Below are 21,719 nucleotides of genomic sequence, written 5' to 3'. Positions count from 1 at the left end.
CCGTGCCCCGGAACGCCTGTCGGGGATGGAGGACGCGGTGCACGTCTTGTTGGAGCAGGGCTTCACGGTCTTCGGGCAGAAGGTGTCCTGGGCGGAGTTCACCGGCCAGGTCTTCGCGCTGGTGGTGGTCTACCTGGCGCAGAAGCGCACGATCTGGACCTGGCCCGTGCAACTGGTCTCGGTTGCCCTGCTGTTCGTGGTCTACGTGTCCGCGCAGCTCGGCGGCACGGCCGCGCGCCAGGTGGTGATCGCGGCGATCACGTTCTACGGCTGGTGGGCCTGGAGCCGGCGGCGCGACCCGGTGTTCGGCGTGGTCGTCCGCAAGGGCACCGCGAAGGAGCGCGTCGCGGTGGTGGTCGCGTTCGTCCTGGGCACGGTCGGGTTCGCGCTGCTGCTGGACGCGCTGGACGCCTCGTGGGCGCCGTGGCCGGACGCGGCGCTGTTCGTCGGCACCGTCCTCGCCTTCACCCTCCAGGGCTTCGGCCTGGTCGAGTTCTGGCTGGTCTGGCTGGTGGTGGACGCGATCGGCGTGCCGCTGCAGATCGGCTCCGGGCTGTACTTCAGCGCGTTCGTCTACTCGATCTTCGCCGTCCTGGTGGTCCGGGGCTGGATCGACTGGAACCGCGCCGCCAAGCAGACGACGGCCCGCGCCGAGGCGGCCGCCAACTAGCGGCCGCCCTTGGCCCGCGCCAGGTCCTCCGCCAGCGCCCGCAACGACTCGTCGACGGACTTGGGGTTGTCCAGCGCGTGGTGCAGGTTCTCCTGCATCACGCTGGTCAGCTCGTCGTAGTGCGCGGACAGCGGCCGGACGCGGGCGTTCAGCACGGTCTCGCCCAGGTCGGCCGTCGCCGGCTCCCGGTACAGGTCGGTGGACACCGGCGCGAACCCGGCGTGCTCGAACATCTCCCACTGGTTCGCGTCACCGGTGACGAACTTGATGAACTCGCGGGCGGTCTTCTGGTTCGCCGAGCACCGCGACACGGCCAGGTTCCAGCCGCCCAGCGTGCTGGGGCCGGGCAGGGCGGTCACCGCCCACCGCCCGGCCACCCGCGAGTCCGCGCCGTCCAGCAGCGGCCGGGCGTACGGCCAGTTGCGCATGAACAGCGCCCGCCCGGCCCGGAACTCGTCCAGGGACGCGTTCTCGTCGTAGTCGAGCGCCGCGCGCGGCACCCAGCCCTGCTCGACGCCGTCCGCCACCGCCTGCACGCCCGCCGCGGTCCTCGGGTCGTCCGGGCGCTCCAGGTCGCCGCCGTGCGCCCAGATCACCTCGGCCATGTTCACGATCAGGCCCTCGTACCGCTTGAACTGGCCCACGTAACCCTGGAGCTCGTGCCGCGGCGCGATCTCGACCGCCTGCCGCCTCAGCTCGGCCCACGTCGTCGGCGGGCGCTCGCCCTCGCCGTCGAGCACGTCCTTGCGGTAGTAGAGCAGCCCGGCGTCGCTGCGCCACGGGACCGCCCACAGCCGCTCGTCGCCCGGCGACCCGGCCGCCGCCACCGCCTGCGGCAGCATCCGGTCGACGCCGAACTCCGCCGGGTCCAGCGGCACCAGGTGCCCGGCGGCGGCGAACTCGGCCGTCCACACGTTGTCGACGGCGATCACGTCGTAGCACTCCGCGCTGTCGCGCACGCCCGCCAGGTCCTGGGCGCGGGCGGTCAGGTGGGCGCGGTGCGCGTCGGTGGAACCCGGCATCTCCACGAACGACACCTGCTCGCGCGGGCTGGCGCGCTCGTTCCAGCGGTCGACCATCTTCGCCACCTGGCCGCCCGCAGTGATGTCGTGGCTCTCCACGAACGTGATCGGCCCGGTCCCGTCCTTCGCCCCGTCCTCGACCGGGGGAGCGCAGCCGGCCAGGAGCACCAGCAGCGGCACGAGCACTCGGATCACGTCAGCCTCCCCACGCGGCGCGCGCGATGTCGTCCAGGGCGCGTTCCCGGCCCTCAGCGCCGCCGGAACCGTTCGATCCACCGATCTGGTGGCAGAGACCGCCGTGGGCCGTCGCGGCGGCGTAGAGAGCCGTTGAGGGCGCGCACGCCCCGTCACCGAACCCGATCGCCACCACCCGTACGGGGCCGCTGACGCCCTTCGAGAGTGGGGCGATCGGCGTCGCCGACAGCAGCACCACGACGTTCGCGCCCCGGCCGAAGCCCTCCTCGGCCACGCCCTCCGACAGCGGCAGGTCGACCACCTCGTCCCGCGGGCCGGCCAGCCGCCGCACCTCGTCGGCGAACCGGTCCGCGTCGGCCGAGCCGTCCCCGGCGATCCCGATCCGCCGCTGCCTGCTCGCCGCCTGCCACGCGTCGCGCACGGCCCGCACGTCCGGCTGGACGGGCAGCGTGCGCGGCCGGTCGGGGCGGACGCCCGGTCCGGTCCGGGGACCGACGTTCCAGGCCACGTCGCGGAAGTCGGCCCGCTTGAACTGCTCCTGGGCGGGAGCCGAGACCAGGTGCTCCAGGAACCGGTCCACGATCCGCAGCCGCCGCTGGTTGGGCGGCCGGTTCGGCCGCTCCACCTCGACGAACGGGTGGTCCAGCACCAGCGCGCCGTCCTTCGGGTAGAGCACCCGGCAGCCCTCGGCGCCCGCCACCGCCTTCTCCGACCCGACCAGCGCCACGTCGCCGACGCACGGCGCCGCGGTGGTCGTGCGCCGGGTGATGTCGTGCAGCGCGCGCGGCACGCCCGGACCGGACAGGTCCAGCCCGCCCAACCCGGCCCGCGCCAGCGCGGCGGCCGCGATCACGCCCGAACCGGACGACGCGTCCACCGCGGCCGGCCGCCGCACGTGCTGCCAGTCGAACTCGCCGTCCGGCGCGATCTGCGCGGCCAGCTCCGCCGACGCGCCGAGCACCACCGGCGACACCGCCACCTGCCGGCGCAGGTGCAGCCGCACGTCGGTGCGCTCCAGCAGCGCCGCCCGCACCGCCTCGACCTCGGCGGTGGTGTCCGGCAGCCACACGTGCGGCTCGGCGCCGACGTCCACCAGGTCGCTCGGCTGCCAGCCCCGGCCCAGCGCGCCGGCCGTCGCCTCGGCGGACCCGCCGGTGTACACCAGCGAGTTGAACTCCTTGCAGCCCAGCTCGTTGTGCCGGCCGGAGTCGTCCTCCAGCTCCAGCAGGAGCGAGCGGACGACCTCCTCCTTCTCCGCCGACACCACCACGTTCAGCTGCACCGGGGGAGGGCAGGGCGGCACGCCCGGCGGCGCGGCCCCGGCGCCGTTCGTGACGCCGACGAACAGCAGCGGCGCCACCAGCAGCACGGGCGCCCAGCGCGGCTCGCGGCGCTCCTCGCGGCGCTTCCTGCGGTGCCGGGGCGGGCGGCGATCGGCCGCCGGCGGCGGCGCGCCGGTGCTCGGCACGTGCAGCCAGGCGTGCCCGCGGACCTCCTTGACGTGCACGTCGACCCGGCGGAACGAGTCCGGCTCCATCGCCGGGTCGGGCCGGACCACCTCGTCGTGGATCCGGTCGGAGACGATCAGCGCGATCAGCGCGGTCGACCGCTGCAGCGCGGTCCGCACCGGGTCCGAGTCGAGCAGCCGGAACGCCAGCGTCACCTCGTCGCCGACCACGCCGTGCTCGTCGTGCTGCACCTCGCCCGCGGTGACCGCCATCCGCAGCCGCAGCCGGGCGTCCTCGTTGCGGCTGGCGTTGTACCGGCGCAGCTCGCCGAGCAGGGCGTGCGGCAGGCCGCCGACCACCCGGCTCTTGGGCGCGTCGGCGGGCACCAGCACGAACACGCCGTCGCCGCGGTCCTCGTGGTGGACGGCCGACCAGTCCAGCCCGCTGTCGTCGAAGGCGGACGCCAGCGCCGCGTAGAGCCCGCGTCGGATCTCCTCCTGCGGCAACCGAGGCCGCCCGCTGAACGCGACCACGTCCACGACCACCACGGTGCGGTGCACCGCGTGCTGCGGCTGCGTCCCCAAGCCGACCCCTCGTTGGAACGCCGGGTTTGTCCGCCAAGTCTATGCGCTGGATCACGCGCCGCACCGGGGAGGTGGGCATTTCCGCTGGCAGCCGCATTACTGCGGACACACCTCGGGGGCGGTTCCGGCGCCGGAACCGCCCCCGAGGAGGTGTCGTGCGATCAGGCCAGGCCGGCGTCCGAGGTGGACGGGCCCGCCGCGCCGACGTCGTCGATCTTGTACTTCCGGGCCGCCTGCACCACCAGCGACTGCTGGATCTCACCGCGCTTGGCCAGCGCGGCCAGGGTGGCGACCACGACCGACTCGGCGTCGACCAGGAAGTGCCGCCGCGCCGCCGGCCGGGTGTCGGAGAACCCGAACCCGTCGGTGCCCAGCGTGGTCATGTCGGTCGGCACGTACGGCCGGATCAGGTCCGGCACGGCGCTCATCCAGTCCGACACCGCCACCACCGGGCCGGCCGCGCCCGCCAGCGCCTGCGTGACGTACGGCACGCGCGGTTCCTGGTCGGGGTGCAGCAGGTTGTGCCGGTCGACCTCGACCGCCTCGCGCCGCAGCTCCGAGTACGACGTCGCGGACCACACGTCCGCCTGCACGCCCCACTCCTCGGCGAGCATGCGCTGCGCGTTGATCGCCCACGGCATCGCCACGCCGGACGCGAGCAGCTGCACCCGCGGACCGCTCTGCGAGGACGCCGCCTGGTACCGGTAAAGACCCTTGAGCAGGCCCTCGACGTCCAAGCCCTCCGGCTCGGCCGGCTGCTGGTACGGCTCGTTGTAGACGGTCATGTAGTAGAAGATGTTCTCGGCGTTCTCGCCGTACATCCGCCGCAGGCCGTCCCGGACGATGTGCGCCACCTCGAACGACCACGCCGGGTCGTACGCCACCACCGCGGGGTTGGTGTGCGCGAGCAGCAGCGAGTGCCCGTCCGCGTGCTGCAGGCCCTCACCGGTCAGCGTGGTGCGGCCGGCCGTCGCGCCGAGCACGAAACCGCGCGCCATCTGGTCCGCCGCCGCCCACAGGCCGTCGCCGGTCCGCTGGAAGCCGAACATCGAGTAGAAGATGTAGATCGGGATCATCGGCTCGCCGTGCGTGGCGTACGACGTGCCCGCCGCGGTGAACGACGCCGTCGAACCGGCCTCGTTGATGCCCTCGTGCAGGATCTGGCCCTGCTCGCTCTCCTTGTACGCCAGCATCAGCTGGGCGTCCACGGAGGTGTACATCTGCCCGTTCGGGTTGTAGATCTTCTGCGCCGGGAACATCGAGTCCATGCCGAACGTGCGCGCCTCGTCCGGGATGATCGGCACGATCCGGCTGCCGATCTCCGGGTCCTTGGCCAGGTCGCGGACCAGCCGGACGAACGCCATCGTGGTGGCGACCTCCTGCTTGCCCGAGCCGCGCTTGATCACGTCGTAGACCTTGTCGCCGGGCAGCACCAGCGCCTTGGACTTGGTCCGCCGCTCCGGCACGTACCCGCCGAGCTGCTTGCGCCGCTCCTGCAGGTACTGGATCTCCGGGGAGTCCTCGCCGGGGTGGTAGTACGGCGGCAGGTACGGGTCCAGGTCCTTGTCCTCGATCGGGATGCGCAGGCTGTCCCGGAAGAGCTTCAGGTCCTCGTGGGTCATCTTCTTCATCTGGTGCGTGGCGTTGCGCGCCGCGAAGTGCGGGCCCAGGCCGTAGCCCTTGATGGTCTTGGCGAGGATGACCGTCGGCTGGCCGTGGTGCTCCACCGCCGCCTTGTAGGCCGCGTAGACCTTGCGGTAGTCGTGGCCGCCGCGCTTGAGGTTCCACACCTCGTCGTCGGTCATCGGCAGGACCAGGTCCTTCGTCCGCGGGTCGCGGCCGAAGAAGTGCTCCCGGACGTACGCGCCGTCGTTGGCCTTGTACGTCTGGTAGTCGCCGTCCGGCGTGGTGTTCATCAGGTTGACCAGCGCGCCGTCGCGGTCGGCGTGCAGCAGGGTGTCCCACTCACGGCCCCAGATGACCTTGATGACGTTCCAGCCCGCGCCGCGGAAGAACGACTCCAGCTCCTGGATGATCTTGCCGTTGCCGCGGACCGGGCCGTCGAGGCGCTGCAGGTTGCAGTTGACCACGAAGTTCAGGTTGTCCAGCTGCTCGTTCGCCGCGACCTGGAGCAGGCCGCGCGACTCCGGCTCGTCCATCTCGCCGTCGCCGAGGAACGCCCAGACCTGCTGGTCGGAGGTGTCCTTGATGCCGCGGTCGTGCAGGTAGCGGTTGAACCGCGCCTGGTAGATCGCGTTCATCGGGCCGAGGCCCATGGACACGGTGGGGAACTCCCAGAAGTCCGGCATCAGCCGCGGGTGCGGGTACGACGGCAGGCCGCCACCCGGTCCGGCGTGCGAGAACTCCTGGCGGAAGCCGTCGAGCTGGTCGGCGCTCAGCCGGCCCTCGAGGAAGGCGCGGGCGTAGACGCCGGGGGAGGCGTGGCCCTGGATGAACACGTGGTCGCCGCCGCCGGGGTGGTCCTTGCCCCGGAAGAAGTGGTTGAAGCCGACCTCGTAGAGGCTCGCCGACGACGCGTAGGTCGAGATGTGCCCGCCGACGCCGACGCCGGGCCGCTGCGCGCGGTGCACCGTCATCGCCGCGTTCCACCGGATCCAGGCCCGGTAGCGGCGCTCCACCTCCTCGTCGCCGGGGAACCACGGCTCGCGCTCGGTGGGGATGGTGTTCACGTAGTCCGTGCTGGTCAGCGAGGGGACGCCGACGTGGCTCTCCCTGGCCCGCTCGAGCAGCCGCAGCATCAGGTAGCGGGCGCGCTGCTGCCCGCCGCCCTTGAGCGCGGCGTCGAACGACTCCAGCCACTCCGCGGTCTCCTCCGGGTCGATGTCCGGGAGGTGGGCGGCCAGACCGTCACGGATGACGCGTACCCGCTCGGGGGTGTTCTGCGGGGCCAAGGGATCTCCTCGTTCCGGTGTCTGCTGACTCCATGGTCGCCGCACGAACGCGTTCCCGTCACCGCTACCGGTGAGTAGTTCTGGATCGTGTCTCTCGCGCGCGCGGATAGGAGGTGTGTAGAGCGTGCCTCATCCGTTCGGAGGACTGCATCCGGGGGTACCCGATGCGGCGTGTCTTGGCTCTTACGGTTGCGCGTGGCGGGGCTGACAGTGTTCGCTAGCCGCGACTGGTAGTGACATCGCGCGGCAGTCGTACCCCGGCTGCCGCTCTTGTGTACTTGGAGGAGTGGAAGCCGTGGTCGCCGCGGAAGACGCCGGCAAGATCGGTGTCGCCGACAGGCTCGGGATCGAACCGGGCAACGTGGTCCAGGAGATCGGCTGGGACGAGGACGTCGACGACGACCTGCGCGCCGCGATCGAGGAGCGGGTGGGCGGTGATCTGCTCGATGAGGACTCCGACGAGGTCATGGACGTGGTCCTGCTGTGGTGGCGCGAGGAGGACGGCGACCTCGCCGACGCCTTGATCAACGCCACCACAGGCCTGGCCGACGACGGCGTGATCTGGGTGCTGACGCCGAAGACCGGTCGGGCCGGTCACGTCGAGCCGAGTGACATCGCCGAGGCCGTGAGCACCGCGGGGCTCGCCCAGACCTCCAACATCAACGTGAGCGGTGACTGGTCGGCGACCAGGCTCGTGTCCCCGAAGTCGGCCAAGACGAAGCGCTGACCACCGGCCGCCGGCCGCTGCGGTGGTCGCCGGCCGCCGGTCGCGGCGCGCACGTCGACCGCCATGCCCTAGGCTCGACGGCGGGCTCCCCGACGGGTGAGCCCGTTCTTCGGGTTGCGCTGATCCGGTCCGGTCCGTCCGGGTGTCGGTGGGGGGTTCGTCATGGTCGAGGTCGGCGCGCAGGCACCGGACTTCACGCTCAGCGACTACAACAAGCAGCCCGTGACGCTCTCCTCGTTCCGCGGCGAGCGCAACGTCCTGCTGGTCTTCTACCCGTTCGCGTTCAGCGGCATCTGCACCGGTGAGCTGTGCCAGGTGCGCGACGAGCTGGCGGCGTACGAGGACGGGAACGTGCAGGTCGTCGGTGTGTCCGTGGACACACCGTTCAGCCTGAAGGCGTGGGCCGCCCAGGAGGGCTACCAGTTCCCGCTGCTGTCCGACTTCTGGCCGCACGGGCAGGTCGCGCGGGCGTACGGCGTGTTCAACGAGAAGGCCGGCCTGGCCAACCGCGGCACGTTCCTGATCGACACCACCGGCGTGGTCCGCTACGCCGAGGTGAACGCCCCTGGCGAACCCCGTGACCAGGAGGCGTGGAAGAAGGCCGTGGCCGCCCTGGCCTGATACCTTCTGTCGCCGGCCGGGTCCCGCCGGCACTTCGGGGGCGCGTAGCTCAGCGGAAGAGCACTCGGTTTACACCCGAGCGGTCGCAGGTTCGAACCCTGCCGCGCCCACTGCGCCCGGTGCGGGGGTGCAGCCCCGCACCCGGTGCTCGTGGCTGCCCGGCAAGACCCGCCCCTGTGGCGTGGCCTTCGCCTACGACGTGGTCTGCGCCGTCGGCGCCCAGCCCGTCGAGCTCCAGATCACCCTGCGGCCCGGCTTCGGGTCCGGCGAGGTGGCGTTCGTCGGCCGGGCGTAGCCGCTCCGGGACGGCCCGGTCTCGTGCCAGCGGCCCTCGTGGAGGTGGTAGGACCGGCCCGCGACGGTGGTCTCGAAGGTCAGCCAGTGGTCCATCGGGATCGGGGCGGTCAGCAGTTCCTCGCGCTCCTGGTCGGCGCAGGGGATCAGGCGGGACTGCTTGAGCTCGTCGGTGCGGGCGAACTCCGGGATCTTGGCGAACCGGGTGGTGATGACGGTGACGTCCAAGCTCCGGTCGAGGGGCACCGGGCCGTAGCCGCCCACGTCGTTGGTGCGGAACGCGACCGTGTCGGCGGCCCGGCGCCGGGCGGCGGTCGGCCAGCGCAGGGCCAGGCGGCCGAAGCGGGTGCTGCCGCCGAGAGCGGCGGCCAGGCGGCGTTCCAGGGCGGTCAGCAGTGTGTCGTCCTCGATGGCGTTCACGGTGGGCTGGAACTCCTTCTCATGCGCGGCGGAACGGTGGGAAGAGTTCGTTCGGTGCATCGACCATGACCCACGAACGGGTGGAACAGCCGACTCGGTCGGCGAGCGGCGAGTGGCTTGAGCCCAGCGGCGGAGACGGTTTTAGGCGGGCGTTGAAGTGCGAAGACCGCTGTTCGTGCCCGGCGGGGTGGGGTATTGGGCGGATCGGGTGGAGGCGCGAGGGAACAAGTCACTCGATAGAGTGATTATCCTCTTTCTCAGTGATCGAGACCTGAAGAGTTCCTGAAATTGCCGGCGCCGTGAATGGCCCGGCCGGTCGGATTCGGCAGCCGCGGGACCGTTCGGCGCGCGACGACATCCGCTCGCCCCGAGTGGGCCGGGTGGTCCATCAAGTGCGAACACCTCCCGGCCGCGTCGCCGCGCGGATCGGCGGCCGGGAGGTGCTTCCGCGTGCTCGGTCAGTCCTCGTCGAGCCGAGGTGGTCGGCGTGCCCGCCTGACCGCCGACGCCACGCCCAGTGCCGCGACCGCTGCTTGCAGCGTTGCCGTGGCGAGTTCCAGCCACAACGTCACAGGTGCCCCTTCAGGTCGTTGCCCGCGTGCCGCTAGGCGGCGAAGCGCACGGGCGGCAGGAGGTAGGTCGTCGCGGCGGCCGCGGCGCAGACGGCCAGGGGCACGACCGCTTGCGCGCCCAGCGCGAGCAGCACCACCAGCGCGCCGAGCACGGCCAGGCCGAGCAGGACCCGGACCCGGTGGTGGAGGGCGGCGACGGTCGGCAGGCGGTGGGCGCCGGTCGGCGGCTGCGGTGCGGCCGGTCCGGTCCCGGTAACCCCTCGCGGCGCGGTCGGCGACCGGTGCGCGGACGGCAGTCGGTGCACGGGGAGGCTGCGCCGAACGGGTGTAGCCGCACCATCACTCGGATGTGCCTGCTCGACCCCTGGTCGGGACCAAGGGGACAACTCTAGACTCAACAGTTGTTCCTCCGAACGTTCTTCTGGTTTCTGAGGCCACGGAGACGGGTGGGACGCACGCGGTCTCCTGTTCGCGCAGGAGGCCGCGTTCACATGCCCGGTTTCGTTCGCGTCGTTGTTCGGTGACGCTGTAATCAGTGTGGCGCACCGCAACGACTGATCGGGTCACTCGAAACGCCCGGTCGGCGAACGGTTCCTTCTTCGGGGCCAGCGGTGATCTTCGACAACCCGGCGGGAAGTCCGTGGTCAGCGCCCCGGCGGGGCGATTATTCACTCGATCGTGTGACGCAAGCGTTTGTGGAAAGACGGCAATTCCCGGTGACTCGGAAAATCACTACCGTTGGTGACGAACCACTGGTCGTGTGATCTGTTTGGCTGATCTGCGGAGTGATAAAGGCTGCCGTTCGGCGCTCTGGGTGTGCCGTTCATCCCCCGGTTTTGCCCTTGTGGACCTGCGGTCCCCGATGGGCCGGATGGTCGGGCGGGGGTTGCCAACTGGGACGTGCCCCTATGCCGGAGCCCGCCGAAGACGTAACTTCCTCACATGTCGCCCAGGGTCGTCACCGCGGTGGTCGGTGTCGCGTTCTTCCTGGCCGGTCTGCTGATCGTGCTGCTGCCCCTGACCACCGACTCCCCGTCGGGCCTCCCGATCTCCTGCGGCAACGGCGCGGGGATGGGGTTCGACCGGGTCGGGGTCGAGGCGGAGGGCGCGGCGTTCGTCGAGATCTGCGGACGGCTGCGGTTGGAGCGGTTGGCGTGGGCCGCCCCGGTCGCCGTGGTGGGGTTGTTGCTCGTGGTCGGGAGCCTCGTGGTGCGGCGGAGGTCGTCCGGGTAGCTACCTGCGAGTAGCTTCTACCCCATGACGTGGATGATCTACGGCGCCAACGGGTTCACCGGCACGCTCGTCGCCGAGCTGGCGGTGCGACGGGGACTGCGACCGGTGCTGGCCGGGCGCGACGAGGCGAAGGTGCGCCCCCTGGCCGAGCGACTGGGCCTGGAGCACCGCGTCTTCGCCCTTGAGGACGCTGCGAAGGCGCTCCGGGACGTGGACGCGGTCGCGCACTGCGCCGGCCCGTTCTCGGCCACCTCCGGCCCGATGGTGGACGCGTGCCTCACCAGCGGGACCCACTACCTCGACATCACCGGCGAGATCGACGTCTTCGAGGCGGTGGGCCGGCGCGACGCCGACGCGAAGGCCGCCGGCGTGGTGCTGCTGCCCGGCGCCGGGTTCGACGTCGTCCCCACCGACTGCCTGGCCGCCATGCTGCACGCCGCCCTGCCCACGGCCACCCACCTCGACCTCGCGTTCCTGGTCCAGGGCGGCGCCAGCACGGGCACGGCGCGGACGGCCGTCGAGGGCTCGGGCGGGGGCGGTCGGGCCAGGGTCGACGGCGTGATCCGCGGCGTCCCGCTCGGTCACCGGCGGCGGACGGCGCACTTCCGCGACCGGCCCCGCGACGTCGGCGCGATCCCGTGGGGCGACGTCAGCACGGCCTACCGGTCCACCGGCATCCCGAACATCACCACGTTCACCGCGTTCCCCGCCCTGCTGGGCAAGCTCCAGCCGGTCACCGCGCCGCTGCTGCGCACGGGCCTGGCCCAGAAGCTGGGCCGGGCGGTGGTCAAGCGCATCGGCGGGCCGAGCGAGGCCACCAGGGCGAAGACGCGCTGCGAGGTGTTCGGCGAGGTGTGGGACGCCGACGGCAACCGGGTCCGGGCCGCGCTCACCGGTCCGAACGCCTACGACCTCACCGCCGACTCGGTGATCAGGGCCGTCCAACGCCTCCAGGAGGCGACCCCGGGCGCGCACACGCCGTCCAGCGCGTTCGGAGCGGACTACGTCCGGGCGCTGGACGGCGTGGTGGTCGACGAACCCTCAGCGGGACGACAGCAGTGAGGTGATCTCCTGCGCCGCGCCACCGGCTTCGAGCAGGTGGCGCAGGTTCTCCGGCAGCACGTCGCCGCGCTTCTGCACGGCCTGCGCGTACAGCCGCCCGGCGCGGTAGGACGAGCGGACCAGGGGACCGGCCATGACGCCGGAGAACCCGATGCCCTCGGCGGTCTCCTTGTGCGCCACGAACTCCTCCGGCTTCACCCAGCGCTCCACCGGGTGGTGCCGGGGCGAGGGCCGCAGGTACTGCGTGATCGTGATGATCTCGCAGCCGGCGTCGTGCAGGTCGCTCAGCGCCTCGGTGACCTCGTCCGGCGTCTCGCCCATGCCCAGGATCAGGTTGGACTTGGTCACCAGGCCGGCCTCGCGGGCGGCGGTGATGACCTCCAGGGACCGCTCGTAGCGGAACCCCGGCCGGATGCGCTTGAAGATGCGCGGCACGGTCTCCAGGTTGTGCGCCAGCACCTCGGGCCGCGACGAGAACACCTCGGCCAGCTGCTCGGGCACCGCGTTGAAGTCCGGGATCAGCAGCTCGACGCCGGTGCCCGGGTTGATCTCGTGGATGCGGCGGACGGTCTCGGCGTACAGCCAGGCCCCGCCGTCCTCCAGGTCGTCCCGGGCCACGCCGGTCACGGTCGAGTAGCGCAGGCCCATGGCCTGCACGGACTCCGCCACCCGCCGCGGTTCATCGCGGTCGAGGTCGGCGGGCTTGCCGGTGTCGATCTGGCAGAAGTCGCAGCGTCGGGTGCACTGCTCGCCACCGATGAGGAAGGTGGCCTCGCGGTCTTCCCAGCACTCGTAGATGTTGGGACAACCGGCTTCTTCGCACACCGTGTGCAAGCCCTCGCGTTTGACCAGGCCCTTGAGCTCCCGGTACTCGGGGCCCATCTTCGCCTTGGTCTTGATCCACGAGGGCTTCTTCTCGATGGGCGTTTGGCTGTTGCGGACTTCCAGCCGCAGCAGCTTCCGACCTTCAGGTACGACGGTCACGGCCTCAACCCTACGTCACGAGGGGTCCGGTGCGACGGCCGTGAGCTTGGCCGTCAAGTCCCACAACCGGCTGGCCGCGAGGTCGTCGCGGGCGGCCGTGGTGGACCCGACCCGCGTCGGGTGGCCGCGCGTGCCGCGGAAGCCGTCCGGCCCGTAGTAACCGCCCGGTTCGACGTCCGGCGACGTCGCCGCGTAGAGCTGCGGCAACGCCCCGACCTGGACCGACTGCGAGAAGAAGTCGCTGATCTTCGTGCCGAGGCCGAGCAGCGGGTTGCCGCGGGCCCGCGCCATGTTGGCGCTCAGCTCGGTGGCGGTGATGCCGGGGTGCGCGGCGACGGACGTCACGTCCAGGCCCGCGGCCCTGGTGCGCCGGTCCAGCTCCCTGGCGAACAGCAGGTTGGCCAGCTTGGACTGGCCGTAGGCGCCCCACGCGGTGTACTTGCGCGCCTCGTAGTTCGGGTCGGCCAGGTCGAGCCGACCGGCCTGGTGGGCCAGGCTGGACACGGTGACCACGCGCGCGCCCGGCCTCGTGCGCAGCGCGGGCATGAGCAGCCACGTCAGCGCGGCGTGGCCGAGGTGGTTGGTGCCGAACTGGCGCTCGAAGCCGTCGGCGGTGCGCCCCAGCGGCACCGCCATCACGCCCGCGTTGTTGACCAGCACGTCCAGCGCGTCACCGGTGCGCTCGCGGACCAGCGCGGCGGCCGCGCGGACCGACGACAGGTCGGCCAGGTCCAGCGGCACCAGTTCGGCCTTGGCGCCGGTCGCGAGGACGCGGTCCAGCGCGCGCTGGCCGCGTTCGGGGGAGCGGCAGGCGAGCAGGACGTGCGCGCCCTTCTCGGCCAGCACCTCGGCGGTGCGCAGGCCGAGGCCGGAGTTGGCCCCGGTGACCAGCGCGGTGCGCCCGTGCTGGTCGGGGATGTCGGCGGTGTCCCACTTCCGGGCAATCCACTTCGGCATGCTCAACACCTACAGGTGGTCAGGCGCTCTTGGCGAGTCCGCGGCGCCTGCCGGGCACGACGGCGGCCGGACGGGTGCGGATCAGGTTCACGAACGCCGCGCCGACGCGGGCGACCTCCGCGGCGGGCTCGGACAGCTCGGCCAGGCCCGCGGTGAGCGCCAGCAGGCGCTGCTCGCCCTCGACGGCCTCGGTCGACGTCAGGTGCGCGTCCAGCACCGCGCGCAGCACCGGCTGCTCGGCGGCCAGCGCGCGCCACGTGCGCGCGACGATCTCCACCCGGTCGTCGTCGCCGTCCTCCAGCGCCGCGCCGAGCCGCCCGGTGAGCTGGTGCGACCAGCGGTGGTGCAGGGCCAGGAGCAGTTCGTCGGCGGTGAACAGGTCGCGGTCGAACGCCAGGGGGGCCGCGGGGTCCGCCGCCGCGGCCCGGAGCACGGCGTCCAGAGCGTCGCGCCGCCGGTAGAAGTCGGACCAGCCCATGATCACGCCCTCCGTCTCGTGGTGACCGGCGTCATACCTCAGGTCTTTCGCATACCGCCGGTATGGCCGATGAGCCGAACATACCACGGGTACGTACCGCCGGTATGTCGTACGGTTGTGAACGTGGTGACAGTGCGGTCGAGGCGGTTGGAGTACTCGGAGTCCACGAGGCGCGCCCTCGTGGACAGCGCCGTGGAGCTGTTCACCAAACGGGGGTACGCGGGCACGTCGCTGGACGAGGTGGCCAAGCGGGCCCGGCTCACCAAGGGCGCGCTCTACCACCACTTCAGCGGCAAGCAGGCGTTGTTCGAGGCCGCCTTCGACGCGGTCGAGACCGAGTTCGTGCACAAGCTCGGCGAGATCGTCAGCGCGCCCGGCGACCCGTGGGAGACCGCCATCGCGGGCCTGCGCGCGTACGTCCGCACCTGCCTGGAGCCCGCCTACCAGCGGATCGTCATCCACGAGGCGCCGGTGGTAATGGGCTGGGAGCGGTGGCGCGAGGCCGAGGAGCACTTCAGCTACGGCCTGCTGCGCTCCACCATCGAGGTGCTGGTGACCTCCGGCGAGCTGGAGCAGCTGCCGGTGGAGACGATGAGCAGGCTGCTGTTCGGCGCGCTGTCGGCGGGCGCAAGCACGATCGCCGCCGCGTCCGAGCCGCGCAAGGCCAGCGTCGAGGTCGAGCGCACGATCGTGCGGGTGGTCGAGGGCCTGCGGGTCGCGCCCGGGGCGCCAGGCCCGGTCGCACCGCCCCCGGAGGCGAAGCGGTCGAGGTCACGCCGCCGCTAGCCGTCGTCACGCCGCTCGGATCGCGGCCCGGCCGCCCTGCCGACTAGCGTTGGCGCGGTGGAACTCCGGATCTTCACCGAGCCTCAGCAGGGGGCCTCCTACGACGAGCTGCTGGCCGTGGCGCGCACCGCCGAGGCCGCCGGCTACGGCGCGTTCTTCCGCTCCGACCACTACCTCAAGATGGGTGACGGCGACGGCCTGCCCGGCCCGACCGACGCCTGGATCACCCTCGCCGGGCTGGCCAGGGACACCGAGACCATCCGGCTCGGCACGCTGATGACCGCCGCGACGTTCCGCCACCCCGGCCCGCTGGCCATCTCGGTGGCGCAGGTCGACCGGATGTCCGGTGGCCGGGTCGAGTTCGGCCTGGGCGCGGGCTGGTACGAGGCCGAGCACACCGCGTACGGCCTGCCGTTCCCGTCCACGGTCGAGCGCTTCGAGCGGTACGAGGAGCAGCTGGAGATCGTCACCGGCCTGTGGGGCACCCCGGCCGGGCAGACCTACGACTTCGCCGGCAAGCACTACCGGCTGGCCGACTCGCCCGCGCTGCCCAAGCCGGCCGGGAAGATCCCGGTGCTGGTCGGCGGCAAGGGCCGCAAGCGGACGCCCGCGCTCGCGGCGAGGTTCGCCGACGAGTTCAACCTGCCGTTCGTCGGCGTGGACACCGCGGTCGACGTGCTCGCCCGGGTCGACGCGGCGTGCGCCGAGATCGGCCGCGACCCGGCCGGGATCACCCGTTCGGCGGCGCTCGTGGTGTGCGTCGGGCGGGACGACGCCGAGATCGCCCGCCGGGCCGCCGCCATCGGCCGCGAGGTCGGGGAGCTGCGGCGGGACGGCCTGGCCGGCACGCCCGACGAGGTGGTGGACGTGCTCGGCTCGTGGCGGGAGAGGACCGGCATCAGCCGCGCCTACCTCCAGGTCCTCGACCTGGCCGACCTCGACCACGTGGAGCTGATCGCCGCCTCGGTCGCGCCCCAGCTGCGCGGCTGAGGGCGGGCTTCAGCCGCGCAGCTGACCGGCGACGTCCGACGCGGCGGTGAGCAGGACGAGCACGGGGACGGTGGCCTCCGGCCGCAGCCGGTAGCTCCCGCGCTTGTCCTGCTCCACCACGCCGGACGCGGTCAGCGCCTTGAGGTGGTGGTACAGCTGGCCGGTCGACCCGAGCCGGGCCGCCTCCTGCAACGCCGTCGCGGGCTGCGCGCCCTGCGCCAGCAGCGTGCGGACCAGGTCGACCCGCACCGGGTGGGCCAGCGCGGACAGCACCTCGATCCGCGGCCGGTCCGGCAACGACAGCGCGCGCTCCGGCGTCACGTCGATCCGCCACGAGACCCGGCCGTCCGCGAGGGCGACCTGACCGCCGTAGCCGAACGCGCCGCCGTCGTCCTCGGTCCCGGGCAGCGGGACCTCCCGCACGTCGCCCTCCAACGCGGCCACGCGCTGTTCCAGCTCGGCAAGTCGCTGCACCAGGTCCACCGCGGTCATCCTACGAGAGCGTCGTGTGGAATCTCCGCAGCGCAGCGGGCTCCAGCAGGGCGTCCAGGACCAGCCGCACCAGCTCGCCGGCGCGGCCGGACCACGGCTCGTCGACCTCCTCGGTCAGCACCGCGGCGCTGCCGACGCGGCCGTCCTCCCAGCGCACGCTGAACCCCAGGGTGACGATCCCCGGCAGCGAACCGCCCTTGAACCCGATGCCCGCCACACCCGCCACATCCGGTGGTGTCCGGTAGCCGTGTTCGAGGTGGTCGCGGGCGAGCGGGACCTCGGTCAGCGCCCGGTGCGCCCGGTTCAGCGCCGCCGCCGTGCCCGCCCACGTGCCGCGCGCCCACGGCCGCTGGCCCTCGTAGGTCTTCGGGATGTCGGGGAACCGCCCGATCACCTCCAGCTGCAGCTGCGGGTCGCTCAGGTACCGCCGCACGCTCACCCGGCGGCCGAGCACGAAGTGCAGGACCTCCGCCAGGATCTCCGGCGCCTCCAGGGTCGGCCACCTCGCCGCGGTGGCCCGGACCAACCCCTCGCCCAGCCGGTGCCGCAGGAAGTCGGTGGCCGCGTTGTCGCTCTGCCGGATCATCGCGGCGGCCAGGTCGTCCAGGGTGACCCGGTGGTTCGGGTCGTCGGCCGTGACGCCGTTGGCGAACGGGATGCCCAGCGCGGTCAGGGCCGCCTGGTGCGCGCCGCCGTCCAGGCCCAGGTAGTACTGCTCCCAGTCGCCGACCCGCACCTGCTCGTCCGGCCGGACCAGGCCGAGGTCGACGGCCTTCGCGTACGCGGCCAGGTGCACGACCTTCACCGCCGACGCCAGCGGCTGCCGCTCGTGCGCCCGGTGCGCGAACCGGCCGCCCCGGCCGTCGTCCAGCACCACGGCGACGTGCTGCCGGTGGGCGCGGAACCAGGCGAGCCAGTCCTCCGGTTCGGTGGTGCTCGGTTCGGCGGTGGCGGTCGCGGCAGGTAGCAGCGCGACCGCGCCCGCCACCCCGCACGCGTGGAAAAGGCGCCGTCGGGTCAGGAGCACGACGGATCTCCCCTCTGGTGGTCCGGAATTACGGAATACTAGAGGGGAGGGGTCGTGCTTGTCAGCCGGTGCGCACCGCGAAGGTCACGCCCGCCGCCACCGGCTGCTCGCGCACCAGCGTCCGGTCGGTCAGCGGCAGGTCGCCGTTCAACGCGTCGACGACCGCGTCGCGGGCCAGCGGCAGCACCTCGGCCACGGTCACGTCCCGACCCAGCTCGTGCGACAGCGACGCCACCCCGGCGTCCCTGATCCCGCACGGGATGATGTCGCCGAACGCGGCCAGGTCGGCGTTGCAGTTGATCTCGAACCCGTGCATCGTGACGCCGCGCTGCACCCGGATGCCGATCGCCGCGACCTTGCGCTCGCCGCCCTTGTCGTCGGCCGCGATCCACACGCCGCTGCGGCCCTCCACCCGTCCCGTGCGCACGCCGAGCTGGTCGCACACGTGGATCAGGGCCTGCTCCAGCCTGCGGACGTACTGCACGACGTCCAGCGGCTCGGCCAGCCCCACGATCGGGTAACCCACCAGCTGGCCCGGCCCGTGCCAGGTGATCTTCCCGCCCCGGTCGACGTCGATGACCGGGGTGTCGCCGCCCCTCGGCCGCTCCTCGGGCTCGGTGCGCCGACCGCAGGTGTAGACCGGAGGGTGCTCCAGCAGCAGCATCGTGTCGCCGACCGCGCCGTCCGCGCGGGACTCGGCGAGCTCCCGCTGCAGGTCCCACGCGGCCAAGTAGTCGATGGTGCCCAGCTCGCGCACCTCGATCGGTTCCGTCGAGGTGCGGCAGGAAAGGTCAAGACTGCTCACGTCTCGACATTACGCCCACCGGCAGCAACCGCAGGGCGCGGGCGACGACCAGACCCACCCCCACCACGGCCAGCACGGCGCCGACCGTGTCGGTGAACCAGTGCATCTCCAGCACGACCCGGCTGGCCGCGGTCACCACCACCGCCGCGCAGGCCAGCGCGACCGCGAGCCTGAGGTGCCGGCGCGCCAGCCACGCGCACAGCACCACGCCGGTGAACGCGATCGACGTCACCGCCGTGACGTGCCCGCTCGGGTACGCCCACTTCGGGAACTCGATCGGCCGGACCCGCTGGTAGGCGTACCGCGCCAGCACCGTCGCCCAGCAGGCGGCGAGCAGCACGGCGGACCGCGCCACCAGAGCGTCCCGCGCCAGCAGCGCGCGCAGCCCCAGCGACAGCAGCGCGATCGTGGCCAGGCCGGGGCTGAGCACGAAGCTCACCACCGCCGCCGAGTGCACGAAGTTCGGGCCCAGGTCGACCGCGGCCAGGTGCAGACCCCGGTCGACGCCCGGCGGCTCGTGCCGGACGGTGAAGCCCAGGACCACCGAGGCCAGCGCCAGCACGACGCCGACCAGCACGCTCATCACCCGTCGACGGCCGCCGCGACGGCGGCCCCCAGCGCCGGGTGCAGGAACTGGAAGCCGCGCTGCTCCAGCACCCTGGGCACCGCGCGCTGCCCGGCCAGCAGGCCCTCCTCGGCGACCTCGCCCAGCACCGCCTTCAACGCGAACGCGGGCGCGATCCACGGCGCGGGGCGGTGCAGCGCGTGCCCGACCGTCCGGGTGAACTCGGCGTTGGTGACCGGGCTGGGCGCGGTCAGGTTCACCGGGCCGGAGACGTCGTGCTCGATCACGAACCGGATGGCCGCGACGGCGTCGTCCAGCGAGATCCACGGCATGTACTGGCGGCCGTCGCCGAGGCGTCCGCCGAGGAAGAACGAGAACAGCGGCTTGATCTTGCCGAACAGGCCGCCGGACGGGCTGATGACCAGGCCGGTGCGCAGCCGGACGACCCTGGCGCGCTGGTCGGCGACCGCGGTGGCGGCCTCCCACTGCCGGCACAGCCCGGCCAGGAACCCGGCGCCCGACGGGCTCGACTCGTCCACCACCTCGTCGCCGGTGTCGCCGTAGTAGCCGATCGCGCTGGAGTTCACCAGCACCGGGACGCCGTGCTCGACGACGGCCGCGGCCAGCACCTCGGTCGGCACCGTGCGGCTGTCCAGCAGCACCTGCTTGCGCGCGTCGCTCCACCGCCGGTCCGCGACGCCGGCGCCGCACAGGTTGACCACCGCGTCGACGCCGTCCAGCGCCCCCGCGTCGATCCGGCCGGCGGGCGGGTCCCAGCCGCGCTCGTCCGGGGCCGAGGGCCGCCGCCGGACCAACCGCAGCACCTCGTGCTCGGCGCCGCGCAACGCGGCGACCAGACTGGTGCCGATCAAGCCGGACGACCCCGCGATGACAACCCGCATGCGTTGATCGTCTCGCAGCGGGGTGCCGGTTGCACAGCGGCGGGCGTGTCACCCGCACCACGTGGGTTCGGTGGCCGGCGGGGGTAGCCCCGTGAACGGCGAAAGCCGCCCCCGGCGGACCGGGAGCGGCTTTCAGCGCGTCACTCTTCAGAGACCGAGGTCGGCCTCGAACGAGCCCTCTTCCAGGCGGTTCTTCACCGTGGAGAGGAAGCGGCCCGCGTCGGCGCCGTCCACCAGGCGGTGGTCGTAGGTCAGCGCCAGGTAGGCCATGGACCGGATGGCGATCGTGTCGTCGCCGTTCTCGTCCGTGATCACCACCGGGCGCTTCTTGACCACGCCGACGCCCAGGATGCCGACCTGCGGCTGCTGGATGATCGGCGTGTCGAACAGCGCGCCGTTGCTGCCCAGGTTGGTCAGCGAGAACGTGCCGCCGGTCAGCTCGTCCGGGGTGAGCTTGTTGGCCCGCGCCCGCGCCGCCAGGTCGCCGATCTTGTGCGACAGGCCGGCCAGGTTCAGGTCGCCCGCGTTCGCGATGACCGCGTTGAGCAGGCCGCGCTCGGTGTCGATCGCGATGCCCAGGTGCTCGGCGCCGTGGTAGACGACCTCCTTCTTCTCCTCGTCGATCGAGGCGTTCAGCACCGGGTGCTGCTTCAGCGCCTCGACCGCCGCCTTGGCGAAGAACGGCAGGAACGTCAGCTTCGTGCCCTCGCGCTGCTCGAACGCCGCCTTGGCCCGGTTGCGCAGTCGGGCGATCTTGGTGACGTCCACCTCGAACACCTGGGTGAGCTGGGCCGAGACCTGCAGCGACTCGCGCGTGCGCTGGGCGACGATCTGCCGCAGCCGCGGCAGCTTCTGCACCGTGCCGCGCTTGCCGCTGGTGTCCGCGGCGGGCGCGGAGGCGACCCGCTGGGCGGGGGCGGACGCGGTGGCGGCGGCGGGCTTGGGGGCCTCCGGCTCCGGGGCCTTGGCGGCCTCGACCGCGGCCAGCACGTCCTGCTTGCGGATCCGGCCGCCGACGCCGGTGCCCTTCAGGGTGTTCAGGTCGATGCCGTTCTCCGACGCGAGCTTGCGCACCAGCGGCGTCACGTACGGCGCGCCGTTGGCCGAGTCGTCGGAGTCCTGCTTCGGCGCTTCCTGCTTGGGGGCTTCCTGCTTCGGAGCCTCCTGCTTGGGCGCTTCTTGCTTGGGCGCCTCCTGCTTCGGGGCTTCCTGCTTGGGCGCCTCCTGCTGGGGCGCTTCCTGCTTCGGGGCCTCGGGCTCGGGGGCGGGGGCTTCCTGCGCGGCGGGCGCGGGCGAGCCCGAGCCGATCACCGCGAGCTTGCCGCCGACCTCGACGGTCTCGTCCTCGCCCGCGGCGATCTCCAGCAGGGTGCCCGCCACCGGCGACGGGATCTCGGTGTCGACCTTGTCGGTGGACACCTCCAGCAGCGGCTCGTCCACCTCGACCGAGTCGCCGACGGCCTTGAGCCACCGGGTCACGGTGCCCTCGGTGACGCTCTCGCCCAGCGCGGGCATGGTCACCGGGGTGCCCTCGGCCGAACCGCCGCCGGACTGCGCGGGCGCCTCCGGCTGGGCGGGAGCGGCCTCGGCCTGGGGCGCGGACTGGGGCTCGGGCGCGGACTGCGGCTCGGGCTGAGCCTCCTCGGCGGGCGGCGTGGCGTCGCCGGCCGACGAGTCGGACGAGGTCTCGTCGCCGGAGCCGGAGCCGGAGCCGGAGCCGTCGCCGATGACGGCGAGCTCGGCGCCGACCTCGACGGTCTCGTCCTCCTGGGCGACGATCTTCTGGAGCACGCCCGCCGCGGGGGACGGGATCTCGGTGTCGACCTTGTCGGTGGACACCTCCAGCAAGGGCTCGTCGACCTCGACGCGGTCACCCTCCTGCTTCAACCAGCGGGTGACCGTGCCCTCGGTGACGCTCTCGCCGAGTGCGGGCATTTGGACGGAGAAGGCCATCGTTCGCTGACTCCTCGTGC

The 21,719-nt window shown here is 72.5% G+C and carries 21 protein-coding genes and 1 tRNA gene; 8 read left to right on the top strand and 14 right to left on the bottom strand.

Annotated elements, in window-relative coordinates; translation table 11 throughout:
• Window positions 1–37 precede the first annotated feature (37 nt).
• Window positions 38–670 (top strand): nicotinamide riboside transporter PnuC, encoded by a 633-nt coding sequence (pnuC, locus tag AB0F89_RS36915; RefSeq protein WP_367131074.1) that lies wholly within the window; start codon window positions 38–40, stop codon window positions 668–670.
• Here the strand turns inward: pnuC and AB0F89_RS36910 are convergent.
• The 3 genes from AB0F89_RS36910 to aceE all read right to left on the bottom strand — a co-directional run bounded on the left by AB0F89_RS36910 (window position 667) and on the right by aceE (window position 6,831).
• On the bottom strand, window positions 667–1,887 hold the full coding sequence (locus AB0F89_RS36910) for an extracellular solute-binding protein (protein ID WP_367131072.1): 1,221 nt from the start codon (window positions 1,885–1,887) through the stop codon (window positions 667–669). The genes pnuC and AB0F89_RS36910 overlap by 4 nt on opposite strands.
• Before the next feature lies 1 nt (window position 1,888).
• The gene (locus AB0F89_RS36905; RefSeq protein ID WP_367131070.1) at window positions 1,889–3,919 is read right to left on the bottom strand and encodes a hypothetical protein; all 2,031 of its coding nucleotides are present in this window, start codon (window positions 3,917–3,919) and stop codon (window positions 1,889–1,891) included.
• Between the two features lie 161 nt (window positions 3,920–4,080).
• Window positions 4,081–6,831, bottom strand: a complete 2,751-nt coding sequence (gene aceE, locus AB0F89_RS36900; protein ID WP_367131068.1) for a pyruvate dehydrogenase (acetyl-transferring), homodimeric type — start codon at window positions 6,829–6,831, stop codon at window positions 4,081–4,083.
• Window positions 6,832–7,126: 295 nt separating this feature from the next.
• On the opposite strand from aceE, the gene AB0F89_RS36895 reads away from it, so the two are divergent.
• The 3 genes from AB0F89_RS36895 (at window position 7,127) to AB0F89_RS36885 (ending at window position 8,289) form a co-directional block, all read left to right on the top strand.
• The gene (locus AB0F89_RS36895; protein ID WP_367131066.1) at window positions 7,127–7,558 is read left to right on the top strand and encodes a DUF3052 domain-containing protein; all 432 of its coding nucleotides are present in this window, start codon (window positions 7,127–7,129) and stop codon (window positions 7,556–7,558) included.
• Between the two features lie 162 nt (window positions 7,559–7,720).
• Window positions 7,721–8,179 (top strand): peroxiredoxin, encoded by a 459-nt coding sequence (locus tag AB0F89_RS36890; RefSeq protein WP_367131065.1) that lies wholly within the window; start codon window positions 7,721–7,723, stop codon window positions 8,177–8,179.
• A 38-nt stretch (window positions 8,180–8,217) separates the two neighbouring features.
• A tRNA-Val gene (locus tag AB0F89_RS36885) sits at window positions 8,218–8,289 on the top strand.
• A gap of 82 nt (window positions 8,290–8,371) precedes the next feature.
• Here the strand turns inward: AB0F89_RS36885 and AB0F89_RS36880 are convergent.
• Window positions 8,372–8,953 (bottom strand): TIGR04141 family sporadically distributed protein, encoded by a 582-nt coding sequence (locus AB0F89_RS36880; RefSeq protein ID WP_367131063.1) that lies wholly within the window; start codon window positions 8,951–8,953, stop codon window positions 8,372–8,374.
• Between the two features lie 544 nt (window positions 8,954–9,497).
• Window positions 9,498–9,770 (bottom strand): hypothetical protein, encoded by a 273-nt coding sequence (locus tag AB0F89_RS36875; protein WP_367131061.1) that lies wholly within the window; start codon window positions 9,768–9,770, stop codon window positions 9,498–9,500.
• Window positions 9,771–10,407: 637 nt separating this feature from the next.
• Between AB0F89_RS36875 and AB0F89_RS36870 the strand changes: the two genes are divergently transcribed.
• Both AB0F89_RS36870 and AB0F89_RS36865 read left to right on the top strand, forming a co-directional pair.
• Complete coding sequence (locus tag AB0F89_RS36870) at window positions 10,408–10,698, top strand: hypothetical protein (protein WP_367131059.1); 291 nt, start codon at window positions 10,408–10,410, stop codon at window positions 10,696–10,698.
• 24 nt (window positions 10,699–10,722) lie between these two features.
• Window positions 10,723–11,760, top strand: a complete 1,038-nt coding sequence (locus tag AB0F89_RS36865; RefSeq protein WP_367131057.1) for a trans-acting enoyl reductase family protein — start codon at window positions 10,723–10,725, stop codon at window positions 11,758–11,760.
• On the opposite strand, the gene lipA is transcribed toward AB0F89_RS36865, so the two are convergent.
• From lipA to AB0F89_RS36850, 3 genes are read right to left on the bottom strand one after another with little or no spacing between them, the layout of a single operon-like run.
• Complete coding sequence (gene lipA, locus AB0F89_RS36860) at window positions 11,740–12,744, bottom strand: lipoyl synthase (RefSeq protein ID WP_367131055.1); 1,005 nt, start codon at window positions 12,742–12,744, stop codon at window positions 11,740–11,742. The genes AB0F89_RS36865 and lipA overlap by 21 nt on opposite strands.
• Window positions 12,745–12,759: 15 nt before the next feature.
• The gene (locus AB0F89_RS36855) at window positions 12,760–13,701 is read right to left on the bottom strand and encodes an oxidoreductase (RefSeq protein WP_367131053.1); all 942 of its coding nucleotides are present in this window, start codon (window positions 13,699–13,701) and stop codon (window positions 12,760–12,762) included.
• Between the two features lie 19 nt (window positions 13,702–13,720).
• Window positions 13,721–14,179, bottom strand: coding sequence for a hypothetical protein (locus AB0F89_RS36850; RefSeq protein ID WP_367131052.1), 459 nt, complete (start codon window positions 14,177–14,179; stop codon window positions 13,721–13,723).
• A 132-nt stretch (window positions 14,180–14,311) separates the two neighbouring features.
• On the opposite strand from AB0F89_RS36850, the gene AB0F89_RS36845 reads away from it, so the two are divergent.
• Window positions 14,312–14,965: a TetR/AcrR family transcriptional regulator gene (locus AB0F89_RS36845; RefSeq protein WP_367139162.1), complete on the top strand. Its 654-nt coding sequence runs from the start codon at window positions 14,312–14,314 to the stop codon at window positions 14,963–14,965.
• A 57-nt stretch (window positions 14,966–15,022) separates the two neighbouring features.
• Window positions 15,023–15,955, top strand: coding sequence for an LLM class F420-dependent oxidoreductase (locus tag AB0F89_RS36840; RefSeq protein ID WP_367131050.1), 933 nt, complete (start codon window positions 15,023–15,025; stop codon window positions 15,953–15,955).
• Between the two features lie 9 nt (window positions 15,956–15,964).
• Here AB0F89_RS36840 and AB0F89_RS36835 read toward each other — a convergent pair whose 3' ends face one another.
• From AB0F89_RS36835 to sucB, 6 genes are all read right to left on the bottom strand, one after another.
• Complete coding sequence (locus AB0F89_RS36835; RefSeq protein WP_367131048.1) at window positions 15,965–16,447, bottom strand: ArsR/SmtB family transcription factor; 483 nt, start codon at window positions 16,445–16,447, stop codon at window positions 15,965–15,967.
• Window position 16,448: 1 nt separating this feature from the next.
• Window positions 16,449–17,474 (bottom strand): serine hydrolase, encoded by a 1,026-nt coding sequence (locus AB0F89_RS36830; protein ID WP_367131046.1) that lies wholly within the window; start codon window positions 17,472–17,474, stop codon window positions 16,449–16,451.
• A gap of 61 nt (window positions 17,475–17,535) precedes the next feature.
• Window positions 17,536–18,279 (bottom strand): lipoyl(octanoyl) transferase LipB, encoded by a 744-nt coding sequence (gene lipB, locus AB0F89_RS36825; RefSeq protein ID WP_367131044.1) that lies wholly within the window; start codon window positions 18,277–18,279, stop codon window positions 17,536–17,538.
• Window positions 18,266–18,862, bottom strand: a complete 597-nt coding sequence (locus AB0F89_RS36820) for a phosphatase PAP2 family protein (protein ID WP_367131042.1) — start codon at window positions 18,860–18,862, stop codon at window positions 18,266–18,268. The genes lipB and AB0F89_RS36820 overlap by 14 nt, the downstream gene beginning before the upstream one ends.
• Window positions 18,862–19,746 (bottom strand): TIGR01777 family oxidoreductase, encoded by an 885-nt coding sequence (locus AB0F89_RS36815; RefSeq protein WP_367131040.1) that lies wholly within the window; start codon window positions 19,744–19,746, stop codon window positions 18,862–18,864. Before AB0F89_RS36815 ends, AB0F89_RS36820 begins: the two co-directional genes overlap by 1 nt.
• Before the next feature lie 147 nt (window positions 19,747–19,893).
• The gene (gene sucB / locus AB0F89_RS36810) at window positions 19,894–21,699 is read right to left on the bottom strand and encodes a 2-oxoglutarate dehydrogenase, E2 component, dihydrolipoamide succinyltransferase (RefSeq protein WP_367131038.1); all 1,806 of its coding nucleotides are present in this window, start codon (window positions 21,697–21,699) and stop codon (window positions 19,894–19,896) included.
• Window positions 21,700–21,719 lie beyond the last annotated feature (20 nt).

Origin of the sequence: Saccharothrix sp. HUAS TT1, from assembly GCF_040744945.1 — a bacterium.
GTDB lineage: Bacteria > Actinomycetota > Actinomycetes > Mycobacteriales > Pseudonocardiaceae > Actinosynnema.
This window is presented reverse-complemented; position numbering and strand designations above follow the sequence as displayed.

Excerpts from the sequence above, each read along its gene's own strand:
- AB0F89_RS36835 (WP_367131048.1), bottom strand. The coding sequence starts at position 16,447 with ATGACCGCGGTGGACCTGGTGCAGCGACTTGCCGAGCTGGAACAGCGC.
- AB0F89_RS36855 (WP_367131053.1), bottom strand. The coding sequence starts at position 13,701 with ATGCCGAAGTGGATTGCCCGGAAGTGGGACACCGCCGACATCCCCGAC.
- AB0F89_RS36815 (WP_367131040.1), bottom strand. The coding sequence starts at position 19,746 with ATGCGGGTTGTCATCGCGGGGTCGTCCGGCTTGATCGGCACCAGTCTG.
- AB0F89_RS36820 (WP_367131042.1), bottom strand. The coding sequence starts at position 18,862 with ATGAGCGTGCTGGTCGGCGTCGTGCTGGCGCTGGCCTCGGTGGTCCTG.
- sucB (WP_367131038.1), bottom strand. The coding sequence starts at position 21,699 with ATGGCCTTCTCCGTCCAAATGCCCGCACTCGGCGAGAGCGTCACCGAG.
- AB0F89_RS36850 (WP_367131052.1), bottom strand. The coding sequence starts at position 14,179 with ATGGGCTGGTCCGACTTCTACCGGCGGCGCGACGCTCTGGACGCCGTG.
- AB0F89_RS36890 (WP_367131065.1), top strand. The coding sequence starts at position 7,721 with ATGGTCGAGGTCGGCGCGCAGGCACCGGACTTCACGCTCAGCGACTAC.
- AB0F89_RS36880 (WP_367131063.1), bottom strand. The coding sequence starts at position 8,953 with ATGCACCGAACGAACTCTTCCCACCGTTCCGCCGCGCATGAGAAGGAG.
- AB0F89_RS36870 (WP_367131059.1), top strand. The coding sequence starts at position 10,408 with ATGTCGCCCAGGGTCGTCACCGCGGTGGTCGGTGTCGCGTTCTTCCTG.
- AB0F89_RS36865 (WP_367131057.1), top strand. The coding sequence starts at position 10,723 with ATGACGTGGATGATCTACGGCGCCAACGGGTTCACCGGCACGCTCGTC.